The following is a 17,795-nucleotide window of genomic DNA, read 5'->3' as shown; positions in this document are numbered from 1 at the left end:
GACGCAACCGGTCAGGCCAGGGTCAGCACGGAGCCGATGATGACCGAATGGTCGGCCGTCAATTCCTCCGACAGGACTTTCACGTCGGACACGAACGACTTGTTCTGCCCGACCACGATCAGCGAATACCCGACCACCGTCGCGATCCGCCGCGCATCGGCCGACGCGTTCGATGGCGGCGTGTCGACGATCGTCACGTCGAATTCCCGCATGCACGTCTCGACCAACGCGTTGAAGCGTGGCGACGACAGCAGGTCCTGCGGCCGATCGGATCGTCCGCCGGCGAACATCACGGAAAGGCCGGGCAGCACATCGAACTGGATCGCGTCGCCGAACTTCACCGTCTCGCTGGCAAGACATTGCGCCAGTCCCGGCACCTCGCGGGACGGCCGGATCAGCGTGTGCACTTCGGGACGGCGCAGGTCCGCATCGATCAACAGCGTCTTCAGTCCGCCCTCGGAGAGCGCCACGGCGAGGTTAACCGCCAATGAGGTGCAACCGACGTCCGGCGTCGGGCTGCATAGCGCCAGCGATCGCCGGCCTTCCGCCAGATGCTGCGCCATGATGTGGGTGCGCAGAACGCCGACCGACTCGGCGTGCTCGCTACCGGGATCGCTCAAGACGACGACATCGTCGCTGATCGTGAACGTCACGTCGCCCTGATCCGTCCTGACGGATGCGGCGGCCGACTTGTCGTTGGTGACGACGGTGCTCATGCGACCTCCGGACCACGAAGGCGGAGGCGCTGCATAAGCGAAGGTCGGGATGCCCTGGTGGTGTCGACCTGGGCACCGACCACGACGATCACCGGAGCACCGGTCGACGCCAGATCCTCGACACCGCGAACGCGGCGGCTCAGCATTTCGGTGATGACCGCCGACAGGACACCCAGAGCAAGACCGAACAGGAACGATCCGATCAGGATCAGCGGCACGTTGGGAAAGCTCGGCCTCTCCGGCGTCACCGCGCTGCCGAGCAGCGTCAGACCCGAATCGTTCGATTCCGCCTGCTGACGAAGATCGGCGGCACGCGCGGCCGTTTTGACATACTGGTCGCGAACCACGGCGACGTCGGCACCCAGACGCCGCGCCTCCTCGACCTTGTTACGCTGGGAAATGACCTTGTTCGTCTGCGCCGCCACCTGGCCGGCGATCGATGGTCCGGTGTTGATCGTCGGCGCGGCCGTGCGCTCCTGGGCCACCGTCTGGGCCAGTGCCGTGCGCTGACGCTTCATGTCCTGGATCGTCGGATGATTGGGACCGAGCGCCTGCGATTCCGACACGATCCGCGCATCGAGCTGCGCCAGCGCCGCTGCGTTGGGCGACGGCGGCAGCGCGGCGGCAGGCGTGACAAGCGGCCCGGCCGTCGCCGATGTCGCCAGCGCCTTCAGGCGATTGCTCTCGGTATCGGTGTTATCGTCCTGAATGACGACGTTGTTCGCTTTCTCGAACGCCGTTTTCCGCGCTTCGGCGGCGGTCAGCTGTCCACGCAGTTTGACCAGCTGGGTATCGAACCAGTTCGCCGTACCGCCCGCAGACTCGCGCTTGAACGCCACGCTCTGGTCGACATAGGCCGCGCGAACCGCGTCGGCGACGGCAGCGGCGCTTTGCGGGTCATTGCCGGTATAGGTGATCTCGAGGATGTTGCTGCCCTCGACCGGCGTGACCTTCGTGTTGGCCGAGATGATCTGGCCCAGCCAGCGACGGAAATCCATGCTCCGGTCCGGCACCGCCGCGTTGTAGCTGGCCAGAAGCTGCGGCGAGTTGGTCCAGCCCAGACTGTCCACCACCGCACCGGTCACGCGATCGTCGCGGATCAGTTCGGCCTGCGTCGACATATAGGTCCGCGCGAAATTGCTCGCGATCACCTGACCGGTCACCGGGTCGGGCTTCAGCAGTTCCAGCATGACGCGCGACTTCGCTTCGTAACGCGTCGGCAGCAGCTGGATCGTCAGCAGCGCGGCGAGGAAACACCCCGCGGTCGCCGCGATCACGATCCAGCGCCGCGCCCACAGGATGCGACAGAATTGCAGGAAACTCATGAACCGAAACTCCGATGCCTCGACGCCACCTGTGGGTGGTAGCTTTTAGAACAGACGCTCGCCGACGACCACGACGTCACCGGGAGTGACCGCCGCGTTGAGATCGACCTTCTTCATTTCCTGCCCGTCGCGGAACACCTTGACGCGCTTCTCGGAACCCGACGGCGTCAGTCCGCCGCCCCGGGCCAGCGCCTTGCGCAGGCTCATGTCGGTATCGACCTTGTACACGCCGGGCGCCGCGACCTGACCATAGATATAGAAGGTTTCCGCCGATGCCAGGAACAGCTTGTCGCCCGGATTGACATAGGGGTCCTCCTTCTCGCCGCCCGTCGCCAACGCGACGATCGGCAGTTGAAGTTCCTCGCCGGTAACCCGGCGCAACGTCAGATTGTCGGCGGCGCTGGGCTTGGCGCCCCCGACGCGAGCCAGGATCTCGGACACGCGATACGCGCGGTCGATCGGCACCAGACCGGGACTTCCGACCTCGCCGAGCACCGTGACGTAGCGGCTGGAATAGGAGGCGATTTCGACGCTGATGACGGGCTTTTCGTAATAGCCTCCGGCCTTCAGCGCCTTCACGATCTCGGCGGACAATTGCAGCGTCGTCTTGCCCGTGGCGGTCAACGAACCGATCAGCGGCAGGGCGACCGTACCGTCGGTCTGGACCCTCACCCGGGCCTTGTAATCCTCACGACCGACGACGGTGACTTCGATGACGTCGCCCGTGCCCAGAATGTAGCCGGTGTCGCCGACCGAAGCGGCCGCGGGTGCGGTCGCCGCGGCAGGCGGCGGGGATGCCGGCACCGTCTGCGCCATCGCCACGGCGGGGACCGACAAGGCGAGGATCGCTGCGGTACCGGCTGATCCGGCCATCGTGTTCCAGAATTGCGTCAACATCGAACGCCCTGTTCCTCTTATGGAATGATATCAGAAGGTCGTCGAGATCCCCGTAACGACCCGCGTGCTCTTGTAATCGAAGATCGTCCCGTTGGCCTGCCGCGATTCCCGCGTTCCCGCCAGGGTCAGATTGATCCTTCTCAACAGGCGATAGCGACCGCCGACCGTGACGCTACGGGTCTGGTCATTAACAAGCGATGGACCCAGCACGAGAAAACCGCCGCGGTAGTTACGATCGCGCGAATACAGGTTCAGGTTGATGCCGGCCCGCTCGGACAGTGCGTAGTCCGCATTGAAGGAATACAGCTCCTCGACCGAATAATTCGCGTCGACCCGATTGGACGGCTGAACCGCGCGCGAGACGTCGAACGTCCACAGCAGGCTGGTGCCGATCCTCTGCGTGATCTGTCCCCGATAGGTTATGCCGGAGAAATCATTGACGCTCCGCTGCGAATCCGTCGATGTGTAGCTGACCTCGACCAGCCCCGAGAGCCTGGAGCCGATCGCACGCTCGAAGCGGATACCGCCACCCTTGCTTTTGAACCCGTCGCTGTCCGGCAAACCGACGATGGAAGACCGGTTGGGAAAAGATGTCGTCGAATAGCTTCCGAACAGCGTCAGCAGACCGAATGTCGGGCGCGAATAGGACAACCCGGCCTGAGCCGACGTCGAGGAGTAGTCGGAAATACGGCGGATGCCGGCACTGTTGTCGACCCATGTCTGCTGGATCGACGCGGTCGGCTTGATCCCGATCGCACCACCGCACGCGGCGCTCACGCCGATGGATTTGATGTCTTCCTGATTGCGAACCCGCGAGGATATGGTCCCGACGGGATCGGTGATGAAGAACAGGTCGCCGAGGTCGCTCTGCCGCCGCGCATAGTTTGCGGTGAAGGCTCCGCTGCATTGCGACACCTGGAAGCCGGCCGCACCGTCCAGATTGACCCGCTCGCTGTTGAGGCGCGTGTTGTTCTGGTAGAAATCGTAACCGACCGCACCGATCAACGACAGGGACTGGCGGCCGAGCGGCAACAGCGCGTCGATCGTCAGCGACGGCGTATACCGCATGTCCTCCTTGGTCAGGCCGCGGCGAACGCGCAGCTCGTCGCTGGTACGCGAGATATTCGAATCATAGGTCGCGGTCGCGCGAACGCCTGCGGTAAGATGCCGCTCCGGCGCAGCGGTCTGCGCATAGGCCGACGTGGCGCCCATCATGGCGCTCAACGCGATCATCGTACGGCCCGTCGTGTTCATCTGCCCGCCCCCGGCTCTAAATTGTCGCGTCGCCCCGCCCTTTTGGCGACACGGTGTGGTGCGGGTCCGCTGCCGGATCCGCACCATCGTCCTTACTTGGCGGCGGCCGGGGCCGTCCCGCCCTTGGGCGCGCCCGCATTGCCCGGGGCATCGGCCGGCGGGCCATAATCGGCGTTGTACTTCACCGTCGATGCGCCCTGCGTCGCGATCTGCTGCATCTGGTTCCGGACCGCCTCGGACGTCTTGCGCTGGCGCAGCATCTGCTGTGCGACGGCAACGGCACGGTCACCGGTGAACGGGTCGGTGCGCGCCTCGCGGACCTGATTGATGAGCACGCCGCCCTGGTTCGGCACCACGAAGACCTCGCCCGCCGGCAGCGCCGCGATCTTCTTCACCATTTCCGGATCGCTCGTCGCGCCGTCGATCGCACCGACCGCACGCTGATGTGGAACCCCGCGCTGGGTCAGCAGCTGCTCGACCTGATCGAGCGTCTTGAGCGGCTGCATCTCCTGCAGCACGGCCGGCGGCACGCCCGGTGCCACGACCTGATCGACGACGAACAGCTTGCGCTGGGCGAAGCTGTCCGGATGGTCGGAGACGTAACGCTCCGCTTCCTGCTTGCTGGGCTGCGGCACCGCGGCGGCCAGCTTGCGCTCCAGTGCGGAGATCGCGACCAGCTCGTCGGCCTTCGCCTTCTGCATCGCGAATTCGGGGGCCTGATCCAGCTTCTGGTCGGTCGCCGCCTTCGCCAGCAGCTTGCGGTTGACGATCGACTGCAACGCCCGGCGCTCCAGTTCCTTCTGAGCTTCCGGATTCGGAGCCTTCGCGCCACCCAGTTCCATGCGCAACTCGTTGGCGGTGATCTCCTGCCCGTCGACCGTCGCAACGACCTGACCGGTCGGCGTTCCACCGCCCCCGCTGCCGCACCCGGAGAGCAACGCGGCCATGCCGGCCACAGCGATCAACCCAGCAGAACGCATGCCTTAATTCCTCCACCCCAACTACGATCGTCGCGACTAGCGCAGATGGTTCCCTAAGAGAAGCCGGCCACCGCGATTAACGCTCTTTGTCGCCCATGCCGTGGCGCGGGAGCCACGTTTCCCTGACCCCTGTATCATGGGGGGACATGGCCAGCCCGGATGCCGCCGCCATTGACCGCGCATCGAAATGTAATCGCTGGTTATCAGCTTCTTAAGCACGGCCACCTACAGCGTTCGGCAATGCACTCCCCCTCGCGAGTCCGCCGATGACCTCGACCTCCGCTTCCGGCTCTCCCCTGCGGACGATGCTGAACCGATCCCGCCGGACGATGGTGGTGATCGGCATCCTGACCGTCGGCCTGGCGCTGCTCACGGTCGCCGCGGCGCTCTATCTGATGATGCTGCTGGACGTCGCCCTGGCAAGCCGCAGCACCGCGACGATCGCGGGCATGGTCGCGATGATGGCGGGTGCGACCGGCGTCGCCGTCGTCATGGCCCGGCTGCGTACGCGGTTGCTCGCCCGTCTGGGGGCGACGTTGTTCATGCGGGCGGAGGAGCCGCTGGCGCGCGGGATCACGCATGCCGGCGATCCCCGCACCGCGCGCCGCACGATCGCGGCCCTGACCGATCTGGAGACGGTGCGCGGTTTCGTCGCCGGACGCGGCGCTACGGCGTTCGCCGACACGGCGATGATGCTGATCGCGCTTCCCGTGCTGCTATGCCTGGGCGTGTGGCTGACGCTGACGTGGCTGGCCGCGGCCGGGATCATGATCGCGCTGCTCGTCCGCGCCGCCGCCGCCGCGCGGTCCGCGCTGGCCGCCCGCAACGACGCCGCGGCGGAGACCCTGCTCGATGTCGGCGATCCCGTGTTGCTGCGCGCGCTCGGGATGCACGACCATGCCGCCGCCGCGCGCCGCCGCGCCGGACAGCGCAACGCGACGCTGGCGCAACGGCGCGACCTCGCCGCGGCCCACCGCGTGACGAACGCCGGCATGCTGACGCTGCTCGCCTGGGTTGCGGCGGTCGCGGTCGGCAGCGTGATGGCGACCGGCGACGCGGCCAGCGTCGGCGCGATCGTCGCCGCCGCCTTCATGACCCACCGGTCGCTCTCCACCCTTGGAGAGGCGATCGCCCGTGTCGATGCGCTGGCCGGCGCGCGGGCCGCGTGGAACCGGGTCGATGCGCTGCTCTCCGCCCTGCCCTCCCCCAACCAGCGCCTCGCGCTGCCGGCGCCGTCCCTGTCGCTGACCATCGACTCCCTGTCCCTCGTGGTGGCCGATACCCGCCGCGTGATCCTGCGCGATATCGGCTTCGACCTATCGGCCGGCGATATCGTCGTCGTCGCCGGGCCGATGGCGGCGGGCAAGTCGGCGCTGCTGCGCGCACTGGTCGGCGGCTGGACGCCCACCGTGGGCAAGATCCGCCTCGACGGGGGCACTCTCGACCAATGGGAGCCGGCCGCGCTCGCCCGCCACGTCGGCTATCTCCCGCAATCGGCCGAGCTGTACGAAGGTACCGTCGCGCAGAACATCGCCGCGTTCGATCCCGCCGCCGATCCGGCTGCCGTCCTCGCCGCCGCGCGCGCCGCGGGTATCCACGACATGATCGTCCGGCTGCCCCGTGGCTATGACACGATCGTCGGCCCGTTCGACGGCGACCTGTCCGCCGGCGAGCGTCAGCGCATCGCACTGGCTCGCGCGTTGCACGGCGATCCGTTCCTCGTCGTCCTCGACGATCCCGCCGCGCACGCCGATGCCGAAAGCCACGCCGCGCTGGCCAGCGCCATGCGCGCCGTCGCCAAGCGGGGCGGCATCGTCGTCGCAGTCGGTCATGCCGCCGCGATGATCGAGGAGGCCAATCTGCTGCTGCTGCTCCGTGCCGGCCGCATGCAGGATTTCGGCCCCAAGGACGAGGTCCGGCGTCGTCTGGCGGAAGCACGCGCCGCCGGCCGCCAGCGTCAACAAACCCCGGAACTCGCCACGGTGAAGGAGTAACCGCCCGTGTCCTATCAATATCCCGTTCCCTTCGTCGCCGAACGCGAATTGTCGCTGCTCGACGACCCGCAGGCCGATGTCGGCCGCACCGTCCGCTTCGGAATGGTCGCGGTCGGCGTGCTCGCCGCGGGCCTCGTCGGGGCGGCCGCCTTCGTACCGATCACCGGCGCGGTGATGGGGTTCGGCGAAGTCTCCGTCGCCTCCAAGATCAAGAAGATCGCCCACCCCACAGGCGGCGTCATCGCCCAGGTGTTCGTCCATGACGGCGACCGGGTGAAGCGCGGCCAGCCGCTGATGCGCCTCGATACGACCGTCGCCGGCGTCAACGCCAGCACCTCGGCGCAGAGCTACGACCAGTTGCTTGCCGCCCGCGCGCGGTTGGTGGCGGAGCGCGACGGCCTGTCGTCGATCGCCTTTCCCGCCGAGCTTCTGTCGAGCACCGCCGCCGATGCGAAGGCGGCGATGACCGAGGAGTCGCGCCTCTTCCGCCTTCGCCAACAGGCGCGGGCGGGCCAGCAGGCACAGTTCGCGGAACGCATCCGTCAGGCGAACGAGCAGATCGCCGGGCTGCAGGCGCAGGTCACCGCCTCCCGCCGCCAGTCCGCCCTGATCGAACCCGAGCGGGAGGGCGTCCGCGCGCTCTACGCCAAGAATCTCGTGACCGTCGCGCGCATGAACCAGCTGGAGCGGACCGCCGTCGAACTCGACGGCGGCGCAGCCTCCCTCCGCGCGCAGATCGCGCAGATCCGCGCTCATATCGCCGAACTGCGACAGGGATCGATCCAGTTGAGCCAGGACGCCCGCAGTCAGGCCGCGACCGAACTGGCGGAGGTGATGACCCGGCTCGGCGACCAGCAGGTCCGCCACGTCTCCGCTAGCGACACGTTCGACCGCTCGATCCTGCGCGCGCCCAGCGACGGCGTGGTCAGCGATCTCGGCTACAGCACGATCGGCGGCGTCGTTCCCGCCGCGCAGACGATCGTCTCGATCGTCCCCGACGCCGACCGGATGGTCATCGACGCGAAAGTCAGCCCCGCCGACATCGATCAGCTCCATACCGGCCAGCACGCGACGCTGCGCTTCACCGCATTCAACCAGCAGACGACGCCCCAGCTTGACGGCACGCTCCGTCGCGTCGCCGCCGAGCGTACCACCGAAGACCGCACCGGCAGCGCCTATTACAAGGTCGAACTCGCGATCGCGCCGGGTCAGTTGCAGCGTCTGGGCAGCATGAAGCTCGTTCCGGGTATGCCGGTCGAGGCGTTCGTCCAGACCGGCGACCGTTCGCTGCTATCCTACATCACCAAACCGTTGCGCGATCAGCTCAGCCGCGCGTTCCGCGAGAATTGATCCTTTCGACGGCCGCCGGACGGACATTCCGGCGGCCGTCCTCGCTCGCGATGGCAGCTATCCATTCGGGATCGATCACGGGACAGCCTTCATCCCGGCCGCTGACCGAACGCACGCCGGCGTTTTCAGAAAGCGTTGCGGTGCACCACGACCTTCGCGGTCGACAGCAGGATGCCGAGATCGCGCCACAGCGTCCAGTGCTCGAAATATTCCAGATCGGATTGCAGCCGGTTGATGAGGTCGTCCCGCTTCAGCGTCGCGCCGCGATGGCCACGAACCTGCGCCAGACCCGTGATCCCCGGCTTCAGCGCGTGGCGGTGCCAGTAACGCTGGTCGACGTCCCAGAACAGTTCCAGACCGGCCAGCGATCCCAGTGCATGCGGGCGAGGCCCGACGAGGCTCATGTCGCTGCGCAGCACGTTGAATAGCTGTGGCAGTTCGTCGAGGCTGCTCGCGCGGATGATCCGGCCCACCCGCGTGATCCGCGAATCGGTGCGCGAAGCGGAGGTATTGCCGTCCGCGTCGCACTGGTCGGTCCGCATCGACCGGAACTTGTACAGCTCGAACAGGCGATTGCCGCGCCCCAGGCGCTGCTGCCTGAACAACACCGGTCCCGGACTGTCGAGCTTGATCGCCAGTGCAACGGCCAGCAACACCGGCGTCAGCACGATGATCGCCGGCACCGTCAGCACCAGATCCATGGTCCGCTTCATGAAACGGTCCCGCATATCCATGACGCCGGTCGACACCTGCATCGTCGAGTGGCCGTGGAACCGGCCCAGCCGCGTCGCGCCCATCTGGTCGAACTCGGGCGCGATCACATGCGCGGGAACATCGGTCCCCTTCAGGAGATGCGCCCATTCGGCACGATCCTCCAGCCGGCAGCAGACGAAGACGTAATCGGCCCCGCGCACCACCGAGCCCAGCCGGTTCAGCATCATCGGATCACGCGCATCGGGGCGAAGGCCGAACGCATCGGCATCGATCACATGCGCGCCGGGGATCGGTTCGATCTCGCAGCGATCGAGGATCACCAGTTCGCTGCGCATCGCGGCCAGCCCGTCCTTGACGCGCTGGTTCAACAACCACCGTCCCCCGATCAGGAACATCCCGCTGAGGGCCGAGCCGGCGCCGAACACCAGTCGCGATACGACGGAGCTGGTCTGGAGGAAGAACGCGACGAACAGCACGAGGGCCAGCGCCTCGAACAGCGCCACGATCGCGCGCTGCAATCCGGTGCGCCAGTCGATCAGCGCCTGATTGCCATAGGAGCCGTTGTTGAACGAGAAGAACAGGAAGATGGGCGTGGTCATCAACGCCAGCAGAAAGCCGTTGGTATAGCGCGTCGTGACCCGGAGCATGCCGCCGATTTCAAAGCCCAGGAAGATCGCGATGACATCCGCGACGGCAAGCGCCGCATAGTAACGATAGCGGCGCGCCTGACGCGACATCATCGACATTGGCGCGTCGGGGCCGTCGATCGGTGTCCCTTTCATAGCCCGCGTCGCGGCGTTCATCGTTCGCTACCCCTGCCCACGGCCCAAATGGCGAGTCCGGGATGTCCCTGTACGCTCATCCGGGCCTTCGTTTGCGGCCCGAGTTTGTCCTAGCGTTAGCAGACAGTGCCAAAGCTGAACAGCAAGGACAACGACTTCTGCGGCAGCGCAGCACGACCAGGGCTCCGCTCGTCGCGCGGGCCAGTCAGGCCAGATAGAACCACCCGGCTACGGCTGCGACATAGCCGGTCGCCAGCGCGACATAGCCGCCGGCAACTGACAGACGGTGAACCAGCGTCTCGATCCGGTCGGCTCCGACGTCCGGGGCGGGCAGGCGGAGGTCGGCGCGCATTCGCCGTTCGATCTCGGCCTGCAGGTCGGCGATCTGGCCACCGGGAACGAACGGTGCAGCCATTGCGCCCAGCGGGCCACTATGGTCCGTTGCCCTCGACCCGGGCGCTCGCCGCTGTGCCATCATGATCGATGCCCTCCTGTGGAGAAGGCACCATGACGACCCATCGTTGAGTATTCTTTAAAGCGATCGCAGCACCGCGTTAAGCCTTCCCCCGCAGGATCAGCCCGCCGACGACCTCGCGGACGCAGTCTCCGTCCGGTCGGCGGGTGTGATCGAGGCGACGAACGGAGCGGGTCCCTCCACCGGTAACGGCGTCTCGACGCACAGATCGCGGATCGGACGGACCGGGGCGGGGCTCGTTGCCTGATGGACGGCGCTGCGGACGGGCGGGACGGTCATCACCGCTCCGGCCGTCAGCACCGCCGGGCACACACACAGCATCAGCTTGCCGGCGACGCCGCTACCCGCCGACTGCGCAGCGGCGTGCGCCGCCAGCGTCGCCGTCATGTCCCCGGCCGCGATCGGCGTGGCTCCAGCCCACAAGGCGGTGGCGGCGGCGGCCTGCGGCGCAACCTGCCGTGCCGAGATACGCCCGTTGCGGCGATGGCGAAGTCCGGCACCCAACAGGCCGAACCCCAGGATCAGCATCAGCCAGACGGATGGCTCCGGCACCGATACGACCGGTGGCCCCGGTGGCACGACCGTTGGCTGGGGCGTCGGGATTGCCGTTGGCGTACCAGTGGGTTGCGGCGTCGGCACCACCGTCGATGTCGCCGTCGGGACCACGGTCGGCTCCGGCGTCGGTGCCAGGGTGGGCTGCGACGTCGGCACCGCCGTCGGTTCCGGTGTCGGCGTGACGATCACACCGCCGCCGCCGCCGCCCGGTGTCCCGATCGGCGCGAACCCTACCGGAACGAAGCCGCTCGCCGGCCCGCCGCCGGGCGAACCCAGCGGGGCGATCGGCTCGTCTGGAATCGGAGCGGCGAAACTGACGAGAGGCACGATCGGGGCCGTGACGATGCCGCTGCCGGGGCCCAGTATGGGATCGCAGATAAACTCGCGCGGCGGCATCGACGCCTTCACCAGACGCGGCTGCGTGGCGTTCGGCCTCGCCGGTCGCGATGCGGCCTTGGGTTTTGGCTTCGGAGCCGTGGCATGATTCACCACCCGCTTCGCAGCAGGGACCGTGGCAACCGCCGTCGCCATCAGTGCAGGCGGACACACACACAGAGCCGCCTTGGATAAAAGCGAAAGCGCCAACCCAAAATCCTTCCAAGTTCGATCATGCGTCGCAGAATGAAGCGAGTCAAAGTCATTCTCTGGCCGTCACAACGCACGGAATATCGAAACGACACAACAAGGTGGTTAGAATCGCATTCACCAGCTCTCTTGGCATCGTTTTCAAGGGTGGAGGTCCATCCGGGGTGCGACGGAAAGTCATTCCGTCGGTCGCCACGACGGAACCGCCATGCCGCTGCTGCCGCTCATCATCGCCCTGCACGCATCCTTCACCTCCGTCCTGCCGCTTGAGCAGCGGATGGCGATGGACGTGCTTGCGGAACTCAACCGCGCGCGCACCGACCCGGTCCGCTACGCCGAGTCGCTCCGCACCTATCGCGGCTATTATCGCGACCGCGTGATCGTCAGCCCCGTCACCGCGATCCGCTACCTGACCGTCGAGGGCGTCGCGCCGGTCGACGAGGCGATCGACTATGTGGTCCGTCGCGAGCGTCAGGCTCCGCTGGCACCCGCCGCCGCGCTGGCCGCCGCGGCCAGCGATCATCAGGCCGAGCAGCAGCGCGATGGCGCTGTCGGTCATGACGGCCCCGACGGCAGCACGCCGGGCGACCGCGTCCGCCGGCGTGGCGGCGGCCGTTATGTCGGCGAGGTCATCGCCTATGGATCGGAGGACGCCGCCGATGTCGTCCGCCAGCTGGTGGTGGACGACGGCGTCGCCGACCGGGGCCACCGCACCCTGCTGTTCGACGACAGCATCCGCTACGCCGGCGTTTCGTGCGGCGGCCACCCGGTCTACCGCTACATGTGCGTCATCACCGTCGCCCGCACGCGGGACGGTCGTCCGCGGTCCGGCTGACCCGCCGGTTCCCCCCGCGGGCCGGATGGTCTAAGCGGCCCGCCATCGCAGCTACACCCGGGGGTCCGCCGCACCGATGCCCAGTCCCGTCCAGTTGATCCGTCCGAAGCGCCACGGCGATGCACGCGGGTGGTTCATGGAGGTATACAGCGAGCGGACGTTCGCGGAGGCGGGCATCGCGTGTCGCTTCGTGCAGGACAACCATTCGCTGTCGGTGCCCGCCTTCACGCTGCGCGGCCTCCACTTCCAGACGCCGCCACACGGGCAGGACAAGCTGGTCCGCTGCCTGCGCGGATCGATCTACGACGTCGCGGTCGATCTGCGCGCCGGCTCGCCGACCTATGGCCGGTGGGTCGGCGCGGAACTGTCGGCGGAGAACGGCCACCAGCTGTTCGTGCCGGTCGGCTTCGCGCACGGCTTCCTGACGCTCGAACCCGATACCGAGGTCGCCTACAAGGTGTCCGATCTCTACGCGCCCGAGTGCGACGGCGGCATCGCGTGGGACAGTTGCGGCATTGCCTGGCCGCTCCCCGCCGGCACGACGCCGGAGCTGTCGGGCAAGGACGCGAGGCAACCCACACTGGCCGCGTTCGACAGCCCCTTTCCCTATGACGGCCGCCCGCTGGCGCCGCTTTCCTGAGGTCACCTTCATGCGCGTACTCGTCACCGGCGGGGCCGGCTTCATCGGTTCGGCGCTCGTCCGGCACCTCATCGCGGACAGCGAGCACGAGGTGCTGAACCTCGACAAGCTCACCTATGCCGGCACGCTGACGACCGTCGAGGCGGTGTCCGACAGCCCTCGCTACCGCTTCGTGCAGGGCGACATCGGCGACGCCGAACTGGTCGCGAGGACGCTCGCCGAATTCCGTCCCGACGTCATCACGCATCTGGCCGCCGAGAGCCATGTCGACCGCTCGATCGACGGACCGGGCGCGTTCATCCACACCAACATCGTCGGCACCTTCACGCTGCTCGACGCCGCACGCACCTACTGGTCGGGGCTGGACGAGGACGCGCGTGCGCGCTTCCGCTTCCACCACATCTCGACCGACGAAGTGTACGGGTCGCTCGGCGACGAGGGGCTGTTCACCGAGGATACGCCCTACGACCCGCGCTCGCCCTATTCGGCGTCCAAGGCGGGCTCCGACCATCTCGTCAGCGCCTGGGGCCACACCTACGGCCTGCCGGTGGTCGTGACCAACTGCTCGAACAATTACGGGCCGTATCACTTCCCCGAAAAGCTCATCCCGCTGATGATCGTCAAGGCGCTCGCGGGGGAGACGCTGCCCGTCTACGGTCGCGGCGCGAACGTGCGCGACTGGCTCTACGTCGAGGATCATGTCCGCGCGCTGCGCGCGGTGTTCGAGCGCGGCCAGCCCGGCCGCAGCTACAATGTCGGCGGCAACAACGAGAAGACCAATTTGTCGGTGGTCGAGACGATCTGCACCATCCTCGACGATCTGCGCCCGCGCGCCGATGGCGAGAGCTATACGAAGCAGATCGGCTTCGTCGCCGACCGCCCCGGCCACGACGCGCGCTACGCGATCGACGCATCGCGCATTCGCGACGAACTCGGCTGGGAGCCTGCCGAGACGTTCGAGACCGGCATCGAGAAGACCGTGCGCTGGTATCTCGACAACGAGGCGTGGTGGCGTGCCATCGTCGACGAGCGGCAGGCGGACCAGCGCCGCGGCCTCGCCGCCTGATGCGCGCCATCCTCGTCACCGGAGGCGGTGGCCAGCTCGGCACCGCGCTCGCGAAGCATGTCTGGCCGCAAGGCTATCATGTCATCACCAGCGACACGGCCGATCTCGACCTGACCGACACCGCCGCCATCGCCGCAAAGGTGGCGGCGGGCCATGACGGCCGGCCCTTCGCCGCGGTGATCAACGGCGCGGCCTATACCGCGGTCGACAAGGCGGAGGACGATGTCGTCACCGCCTGGGCAGTCAACGCACAGGCCCCCGCCGCCTTCGCCGCCGCCTGCAAGGCGGCCGCCATCCCGCTGGTGCAGGTGTCGACCGACTATGTCTTCCCGGGCGACAAGGACGGCGCGTGGGAGGTCGACGATGCGGTGGCCCCCCTCAACGTCTACGGCGCGTCGAAGCTGGGCGGCGAACTGGCGGTCCGCACCGGTACCCCGCACCACGTCATCGTCCGCACCGCGTGGGTGGTGAGCGCGACCGGGCATAACTTCATCAGGACGATGCTGCGCGTCGGCGCGGACCGCCCCGCCCTGTCGGTCGTCGCCGACCAGCATGGCAGCCCGACCTCGGCGACCGATCTCGCCGCGGCACTCGCGACGATCGCGGTGCGGCTGATCGAGGACCCGGACGCCCCCACCGGCACCTTCCACGTCTCCAACGCCGGCGCGACCAGCTGGGCGGGCTTCGCGGAGGAGATCTTCCGGCAGGCCGCCTTGCGGGGCGGTCCCTCCCCCATCGTGCAGCCGATCGCCACCGCCGACTATCCGACGCCCGCGCGCCGGCCCGCCAATTCGCTGCTGAGCCACGTCGCGATCGAGCGCGCCTACGGCATCCGCCCGCGCGACTGGCAGGCGGCGCTCTCCGACATCCTCGACGAACTGCTGGGACCGACATCATGAAGGGCATCATTCTCGCCGGCGGCTCCGGCACCCGGCTCCACCCGGCGACGCTGGCGATCAACAAGCAACTGCTGCCCGTCTACGACAAGCCGATGATCTACTACCCGCTGTCGGTGCTGATGCTGGCGGGCATCCGCGACATCCTCATCATCTCGTCGCCGGAATATCTGCCAAATTACCGCCAGCTGTTCGGCGACGGCTCGCTGCTCGGCCTGACCATCCAGTATGCCGAGCAACCCCGGCCCGAGGGTCTCGCACAGGCGTTCACGATCGGCGCGGACTTCATCGGCGACGACAATGTCGCGCTGGTGCTGGGCGACAACATCTTCTTCGGCGCGCATCTCACCGACCTGCTCGCCAGCGCCGTCGCGCGCAAGGACGGCGCGACCGTCTTCGCCTACCGCGTCGACGATCCGGAGCGCTACGGCGTCGTCGAACTCGACAATGGCCGCGCCATCAGCCTCGAGGAGAAGCCCGCCGCGCCCAAGTCCAGCTACGCCGTCACCGGCCTGTATTTCTACGACAATCGCGTCGTGCAGTTCGCCCGCGACCTCAAACCCTCGGCCCGCGGCGAGCTCGAGATCACCGACCTCAACCGCCTCTACATGCAGGCCGGCGACCTCTTCGTCGAACAGATGGGCCGCGGCTATGCCTGGCTCGACACCGGCACCCACGATAGCCTCCTCGAAGCCTCCGAATTCGTCCGCACCATCCAGCACCGCCAGGGCATCCAGGTCGCCTGCCTCGAGGAAATCGCCTTCCAGCAAGGCTTCATCTCCGCCGACGAAGCCCGCGCGAGGGGCGAAGCCTTCCAGAAAACCGCCTACGGAAAAGCCATCCTCAATGCCGTGAAAGAGGGGCGGTAGGGCGCGATCCGACCTTCATGCCCTTCCCCGGCCGGGAAGGATCATGGCGAAGATGTCGAAACCGCCCCGGCCCCCATCCCCATCCCCGCCACCACCGCGTCGATCCGCCGCAACGTCGCCCGAAACGCCTCCAGTTCCCCTGCCCCGAACGCCGCGAAGATCGATCGCTCCACCTCCAGCGCTTTCGGCGCGACATCGGCATAGAGCGCGCGTCCCGCCGCCGACAGTACCAGCAGATGCGACCGTTTGTCGTCCGGGTTCGCCGCCCGCTCCAGCAAGCCCCGCCCGGTCAGCGCGATCGCCGCGCGGCTGACGGTGACCTTGTCCATCCGCGTGCGCGCGCCGATCGCCTGCTGGCTGATCCCGTCATGCTCGGCGACGACCGCGATGATCCGCCACTCCGGAATGCGCAGGTCGAACAGCGCGATATAGATCTGCGCCACCGTCTCGCTCACGAGGTTCGACGTATAGGACAGCCGGAACGGCAGGAATTCGTCGAGGCGCAACGTCGGTTCGTCCATTCCAGCATTGGTAGCATTTGACACCGGTTGCGCAATCCGGCAGCTTGGTATCAATTGATACCGGATTTGGAGCGGACGATGGCGACCCTTGCACCCGAGAACACTTCCCACGAGACCAATGCCGCGACGGCGAACCCGCTGGGTCTCGACGGTTTCGAATTCTGCGAATTCACCTCCCCCGATCCCGACGCACTTGCCGCCCAGTTCGAGGCGATGGGCTTCGTCGCGGCGCATCGTCATCCGTCCAAAGATGTCGTCCGTTACAAGCAGGGCAAGATCAACCTGCTGCTCAACCGCGAGTCGGCTGGCCAGTCCGCCGACTTCCGCGCCGCGCACGGTCCGTCCGCCAGCGGCATGGCGTTCCGCGTTGCCGATCCGCAGTCGGCCTACGCTCACGCCATTGAGGAGGGCGCACAGGCGGTCGACGCCGCCCGCGGCACGCTGGGCGAAGAGGCCTGCGTGATCGAGGGCATCGGCGGATCGTATCTGTATCTCGTCAAGGCCGGCGCGGACCTCTACGCAGACTGGACGCCCGTCGAGGGCGCCGCCGAAGCCGAAGCCGCGAACAACGTCGGTCTCGACCTGCTCGACCACCTGACCCACAATGTGCGCCGCGGCGAGATGCGGACATGGTCCAGCTTCTACGGCCGCCTCTTCGGCTTTCAGGAGCAGAAGTATTTCGACATCAAGGGCAAGGCGACCGGCCTGTTTTCGCAGGCGATGATCGCCCCGGACGGAGCGATCCGCATCCCGCTGAACGAGTCGCAGGACGACAACAGCCAGATCGAGGAGTTCCTCCGCGAATATCAGGGCGAGGGCATCCAGCACCTCGCGCTGACGACGGAGAACATCTTCGACACCGTCGAAAAACTCCGCGCCCGCGGCGTCCGGCTTCAGGACACGATCGAGACCTATTACGAACTGGTCGACAAGCGCGTCCCCGGCCACGGCGAAGACCTCGACCGCCTGAAGCGCAATCGCATCCTGATCGACGGCAATGTCGGCGACGAGGGCATCCTGCTCCAGATCTTCACCGAGAACATGGTCGGCCCGATCTTCTTCGAGATCATCCAGCGCAAGGGCAATCAGGGCTTCGGCAACGGCAATTTCCAGGCCCTGTTCGAAAGCATCGAACTGGATCAGATCCGGCGCGGCGTGATCCAGGTCGACGCGTAAGCGTCGACCGGACGCCGCGCGCCGGCGCGGCCCGCGCCCGGCCAGCGCAGCGGAGCCGGCGCACAAGGCGCGGCCCTTCGACTGCCTGCAAGGGCAGGCGCTCAGGACAGGCTTCGCGACTGACGCGCCGGCGGGTGAGTGGCTCCCGCCCTCGCCCAGCGCGGG

The 17,795-nt window shown here is 67.3% G+C and carries 17 protein-coding genes; 8 read left to right on the top strand and 9 right to left on the bottom strand.

Annotated features, from left to right (window positions below):
- Positions 1-11: 11 nt before the first annotated feature.
- The 5 genes from ASG07_RS04260 to ASG07_RS04240 all read right to left on the bottom strand — a co-directional run bounded on the left by ASG07_RS04260 (position 12) and on the right by ASG07_RS04240 (position 5,172).
- Complete coding sequence (locus ASG07_RS04260; RefSeq protein WP_055842554.1) at positions 12-716, bottom strand: CpsD/CapB family tyrosine-protein kinase; 705 nt, start codon at positions 714-716, stop codon at positions 12-14.
- Entirely contained in the window at positions 713-2,041 is a 1,329-nt protein-coding gene (locus ASG07_RS04255) for a Wzz/FepE/Etk N-terminal domain-containing protein (protein ID WP_055842551.1), read from the bottom strand. The genes ASG07_RS04260 and ASG07_RS04255 overlap by 4 nt, the downstream gene beginning before the upstream one ends.
- A 45-nt stretch (positions 2,042-2,086) precedes the next feature.
- A complete protein-coding gene (locus ASG07_RS04250) occupies positions 2,087-2,938 on the bottom strand; it encodes an SLBB domain-containing protein (protein WP_055842548.1) in 852 nt (283 codons plus the stop codon).
- A gap of 30 nt (positions 2,939-2,968) precedes the next feature.
- Positions 2,969-4,192: an outer membrane beta-barrel protein gene (locus tag ASG07_RS04245; protein ID WP_055842544.1), complete on the bottom strand. Its 1,224-nt coding sequence runs from the start codon at positions 4,190-4,192 to the stop codon at positions 2,969-2,971.
- A gap of 92 nt (positions 4,193-4,284) precedes the next feature.
- Positions 4,285-5,172 (bottom strand): SurA N-terminal domain-containing protein, encoded by an 888-nt coding sequence (locus ASG07_RS04240; RefSeq protein ID WP_082474465.1) that lies wholly within the window; start codon positions 5,170-5,172, stop codon positions 4,285-4,287.
- 329 nt (positions 5,173-5,501) lie between these two features.
- Between ASG07_RS04240 and ASG07_RS04235 the strand changes: the two genes are divergently transcribed.
- Both ASG07_RS04235 and ASG07_RS04230 read left to right on the top strand, forming a co-directional pair.
- Positions 5,502-7,166 carry an ATP-binding cassette domain-containing protein gene (locus ASG07_RS04235; protein WP_236694535.1) on the top strand — a complete coding sequence of 555 codons (1,665 nt, stop codon included), beginning with the start codon at positions 5,502-5,504 and terminating at the stop codon, positions 7,164-7,166.
- A 6-nt stretch (positions 7,167-7,172) separates the two neighbouring features.
- Positions 7,173-8,516 carry an HlyD family type I secretion periplasmic adaptor subunit gene (locus tag ASG07_RS04230; protein ID WP_055842537.1) on the top strand — a complete coding sequence of 448 codons (1,344 nt, stop codon included), beginning with the start codon at positions 7,173-7,175 and terminating at the stop codon, positions 8,514-8,516.
- A 125-nt stretch (positions 8,517-8,641) separates the two neighbouring features.
- Here the strand turns inward: ASG07_RS04230 and ASG07_RS17775 are convergent, their stop codons facing one another.
- The 3 genes from ASG07_RS17775 to ASG07_RS16805 form a co-directional block, all read right to left on the bottom strand.
- The gene (locus tag ASG07_RS17775) at positions 8,642-9,976 is read right to left on the bottom strand and encodes a sugar transferase (RefSeq protein ID WP_236694534.1); all 1,335 of its coding nucleotides are present in this window, start codon (positions 9,974-9,976) and stop codon (positions 8,642-8,644) included.
- 241 nt (positions 9,977-10,217) lie between these two features.
- Positions 10,218-10,427, bottom strand: coding sequence for a hypothetical protein (locus tag ASG07_RS04220; RefSeq protein ID WP_055842532.1), 210 nt, complete (start codon positions 10,425-10,427; stop codon positions 10,218-10,220).
- A 159-nt stretch (positions 10,428-10,586) separates the two neighbouring features.
- Positions 10,587-11,450: a PEPxxWA-CTERM sorting domain-containing protein gene (locus ASG07_RS16805; protein ID WP_168377300.1), complete on the bottom strand. Its 864-nt coding sequence runs from the start codon at positions 11,448-11,450 to the stop codon at positions 10,587-10,589.
- A 385-nt stretch (positions 11,451-11,835) separates the two neighbouring features.
- Here ASG07_RS16805 and ASG07_RS04205 point away from each other — a divergent pair, with 385 nt between their 5' ends.
- From ASG07_RS04205 to rfbA, 5 genes are all read left to right on the top strand, one after another.
- Positions 11,836-12,462 carry a CAP domain-containing protein gene (locus ASG07_RS04205; RefSeq protein ID WP_055842521.1) on the top strand — a complete coding sequence of 209 codons (627 nt, stop codon included), beginning with the start codon at positions 11,836-11,838 and terminating at the stop codon, positions 12,460-12,462.
- Between the two features lie 76 nt (positions 12,463-12,538).
- Positions 12,539-13,102, top strand: coding sequence for a dTDP-4-dehydrorhamnose 3,5-epimerase (gene rfbC, locus ASG07_RS04200; protein WP_055842519.1), 564 nt, complete (start codon positions 12,539-12,541; stop codon positions 13,100-13,102).
- Between the two features lie 10 nt (positions 13,103-13,112).
- On the top strand, positions 13,113-14,168 hold the full coding sequence (gene rfbB / locus ASG07_RS04195) for a dTDP-glucose 4,6-dehydratase (protein ID WP_055843008.1): 1,056 nt from the start codon (positions 13,113-13,115) through the stop codon (positions 14,166-14,168).
- Positions 14,168-15,067, top strand: coding sequence for a dTDP-4-dehydrorhamnose reductase (rfbD, locus tag ASG07_RS04190; protein ID WP_055842515.1), 900 nt, complete (start codon positions 14,168-14,170; stop codon positions 15,065-15,067). Before rfbB ends, rfbD begins: the two co-directional genes overlap by 1 nt.
- On the top strand, positions 15,064-15,933 hold the full coding sequence (gene rfbA, locus ASG07_RS04185) for a glucose-1-phosphate thymidylyltransferase RfbA (protein WP_055842511.1): 870 nt from the start codon (positions 15,064-15,066) through the stop codon (positions 15,931-15,933). Before rfbD ends, rfbA begins: the two co-directional genes overlap by 4 nt.
- A gap of 41 nt (positions 15,934-15,974) precedes the next feature.
- On the opposite strand, the gene ASG07_RS04180 is transcribed toward rfbA, so the two are convergent.
- On the bottom strand, positions 15,975-16,454 hold the full coding sequence (locus tag ASG07_RS04180) for a MarR family winged helix-turn-helix transcriptional regulator (protein ID WP_055842508.1): 480 nt from the start codon (positions 16,452-16,454) through the stop codon (positions 15,975-15,977).
- Positions 16,455-16,532: 78 nt separating this feature from the next.
- Here ASG07_RS04180 and hppD point away from each other — a divergent pair, with 78 nt between their 5' ends.
- The gene (gene hppD / locus ASG07_RS04175; protein WP_055842505.1) at positions 16,533-17,630 is read left to right on the top strand and encodes a 4-hydroxyphenylpyruvate dioxygenase; all 1,098 of its coding nucleotides are present in this window, start codon (positions 16,533-16,535) and stop codon (positions 17,628-17,630) included.
- The last annotated feature ends 165 nt before the right edge of the window (positions 17,631-17,795 follow it).

The sequence above is a fragment of the Sphingomonas sp. Leaf343 genome, from assembly GCF_001423765.1.
Taxonomy (GTDB): Bacteria; Pseudomonadota; Alphaproteobacteria; order Sphingomonadales; family Sphingomonadaceae; genus Sphingomonas.
The sequence above is the reverse complement of the archived record's forward strand: the minus strand, read 5'-3'. Positions and strand labels throughout refer to the sequence as shown.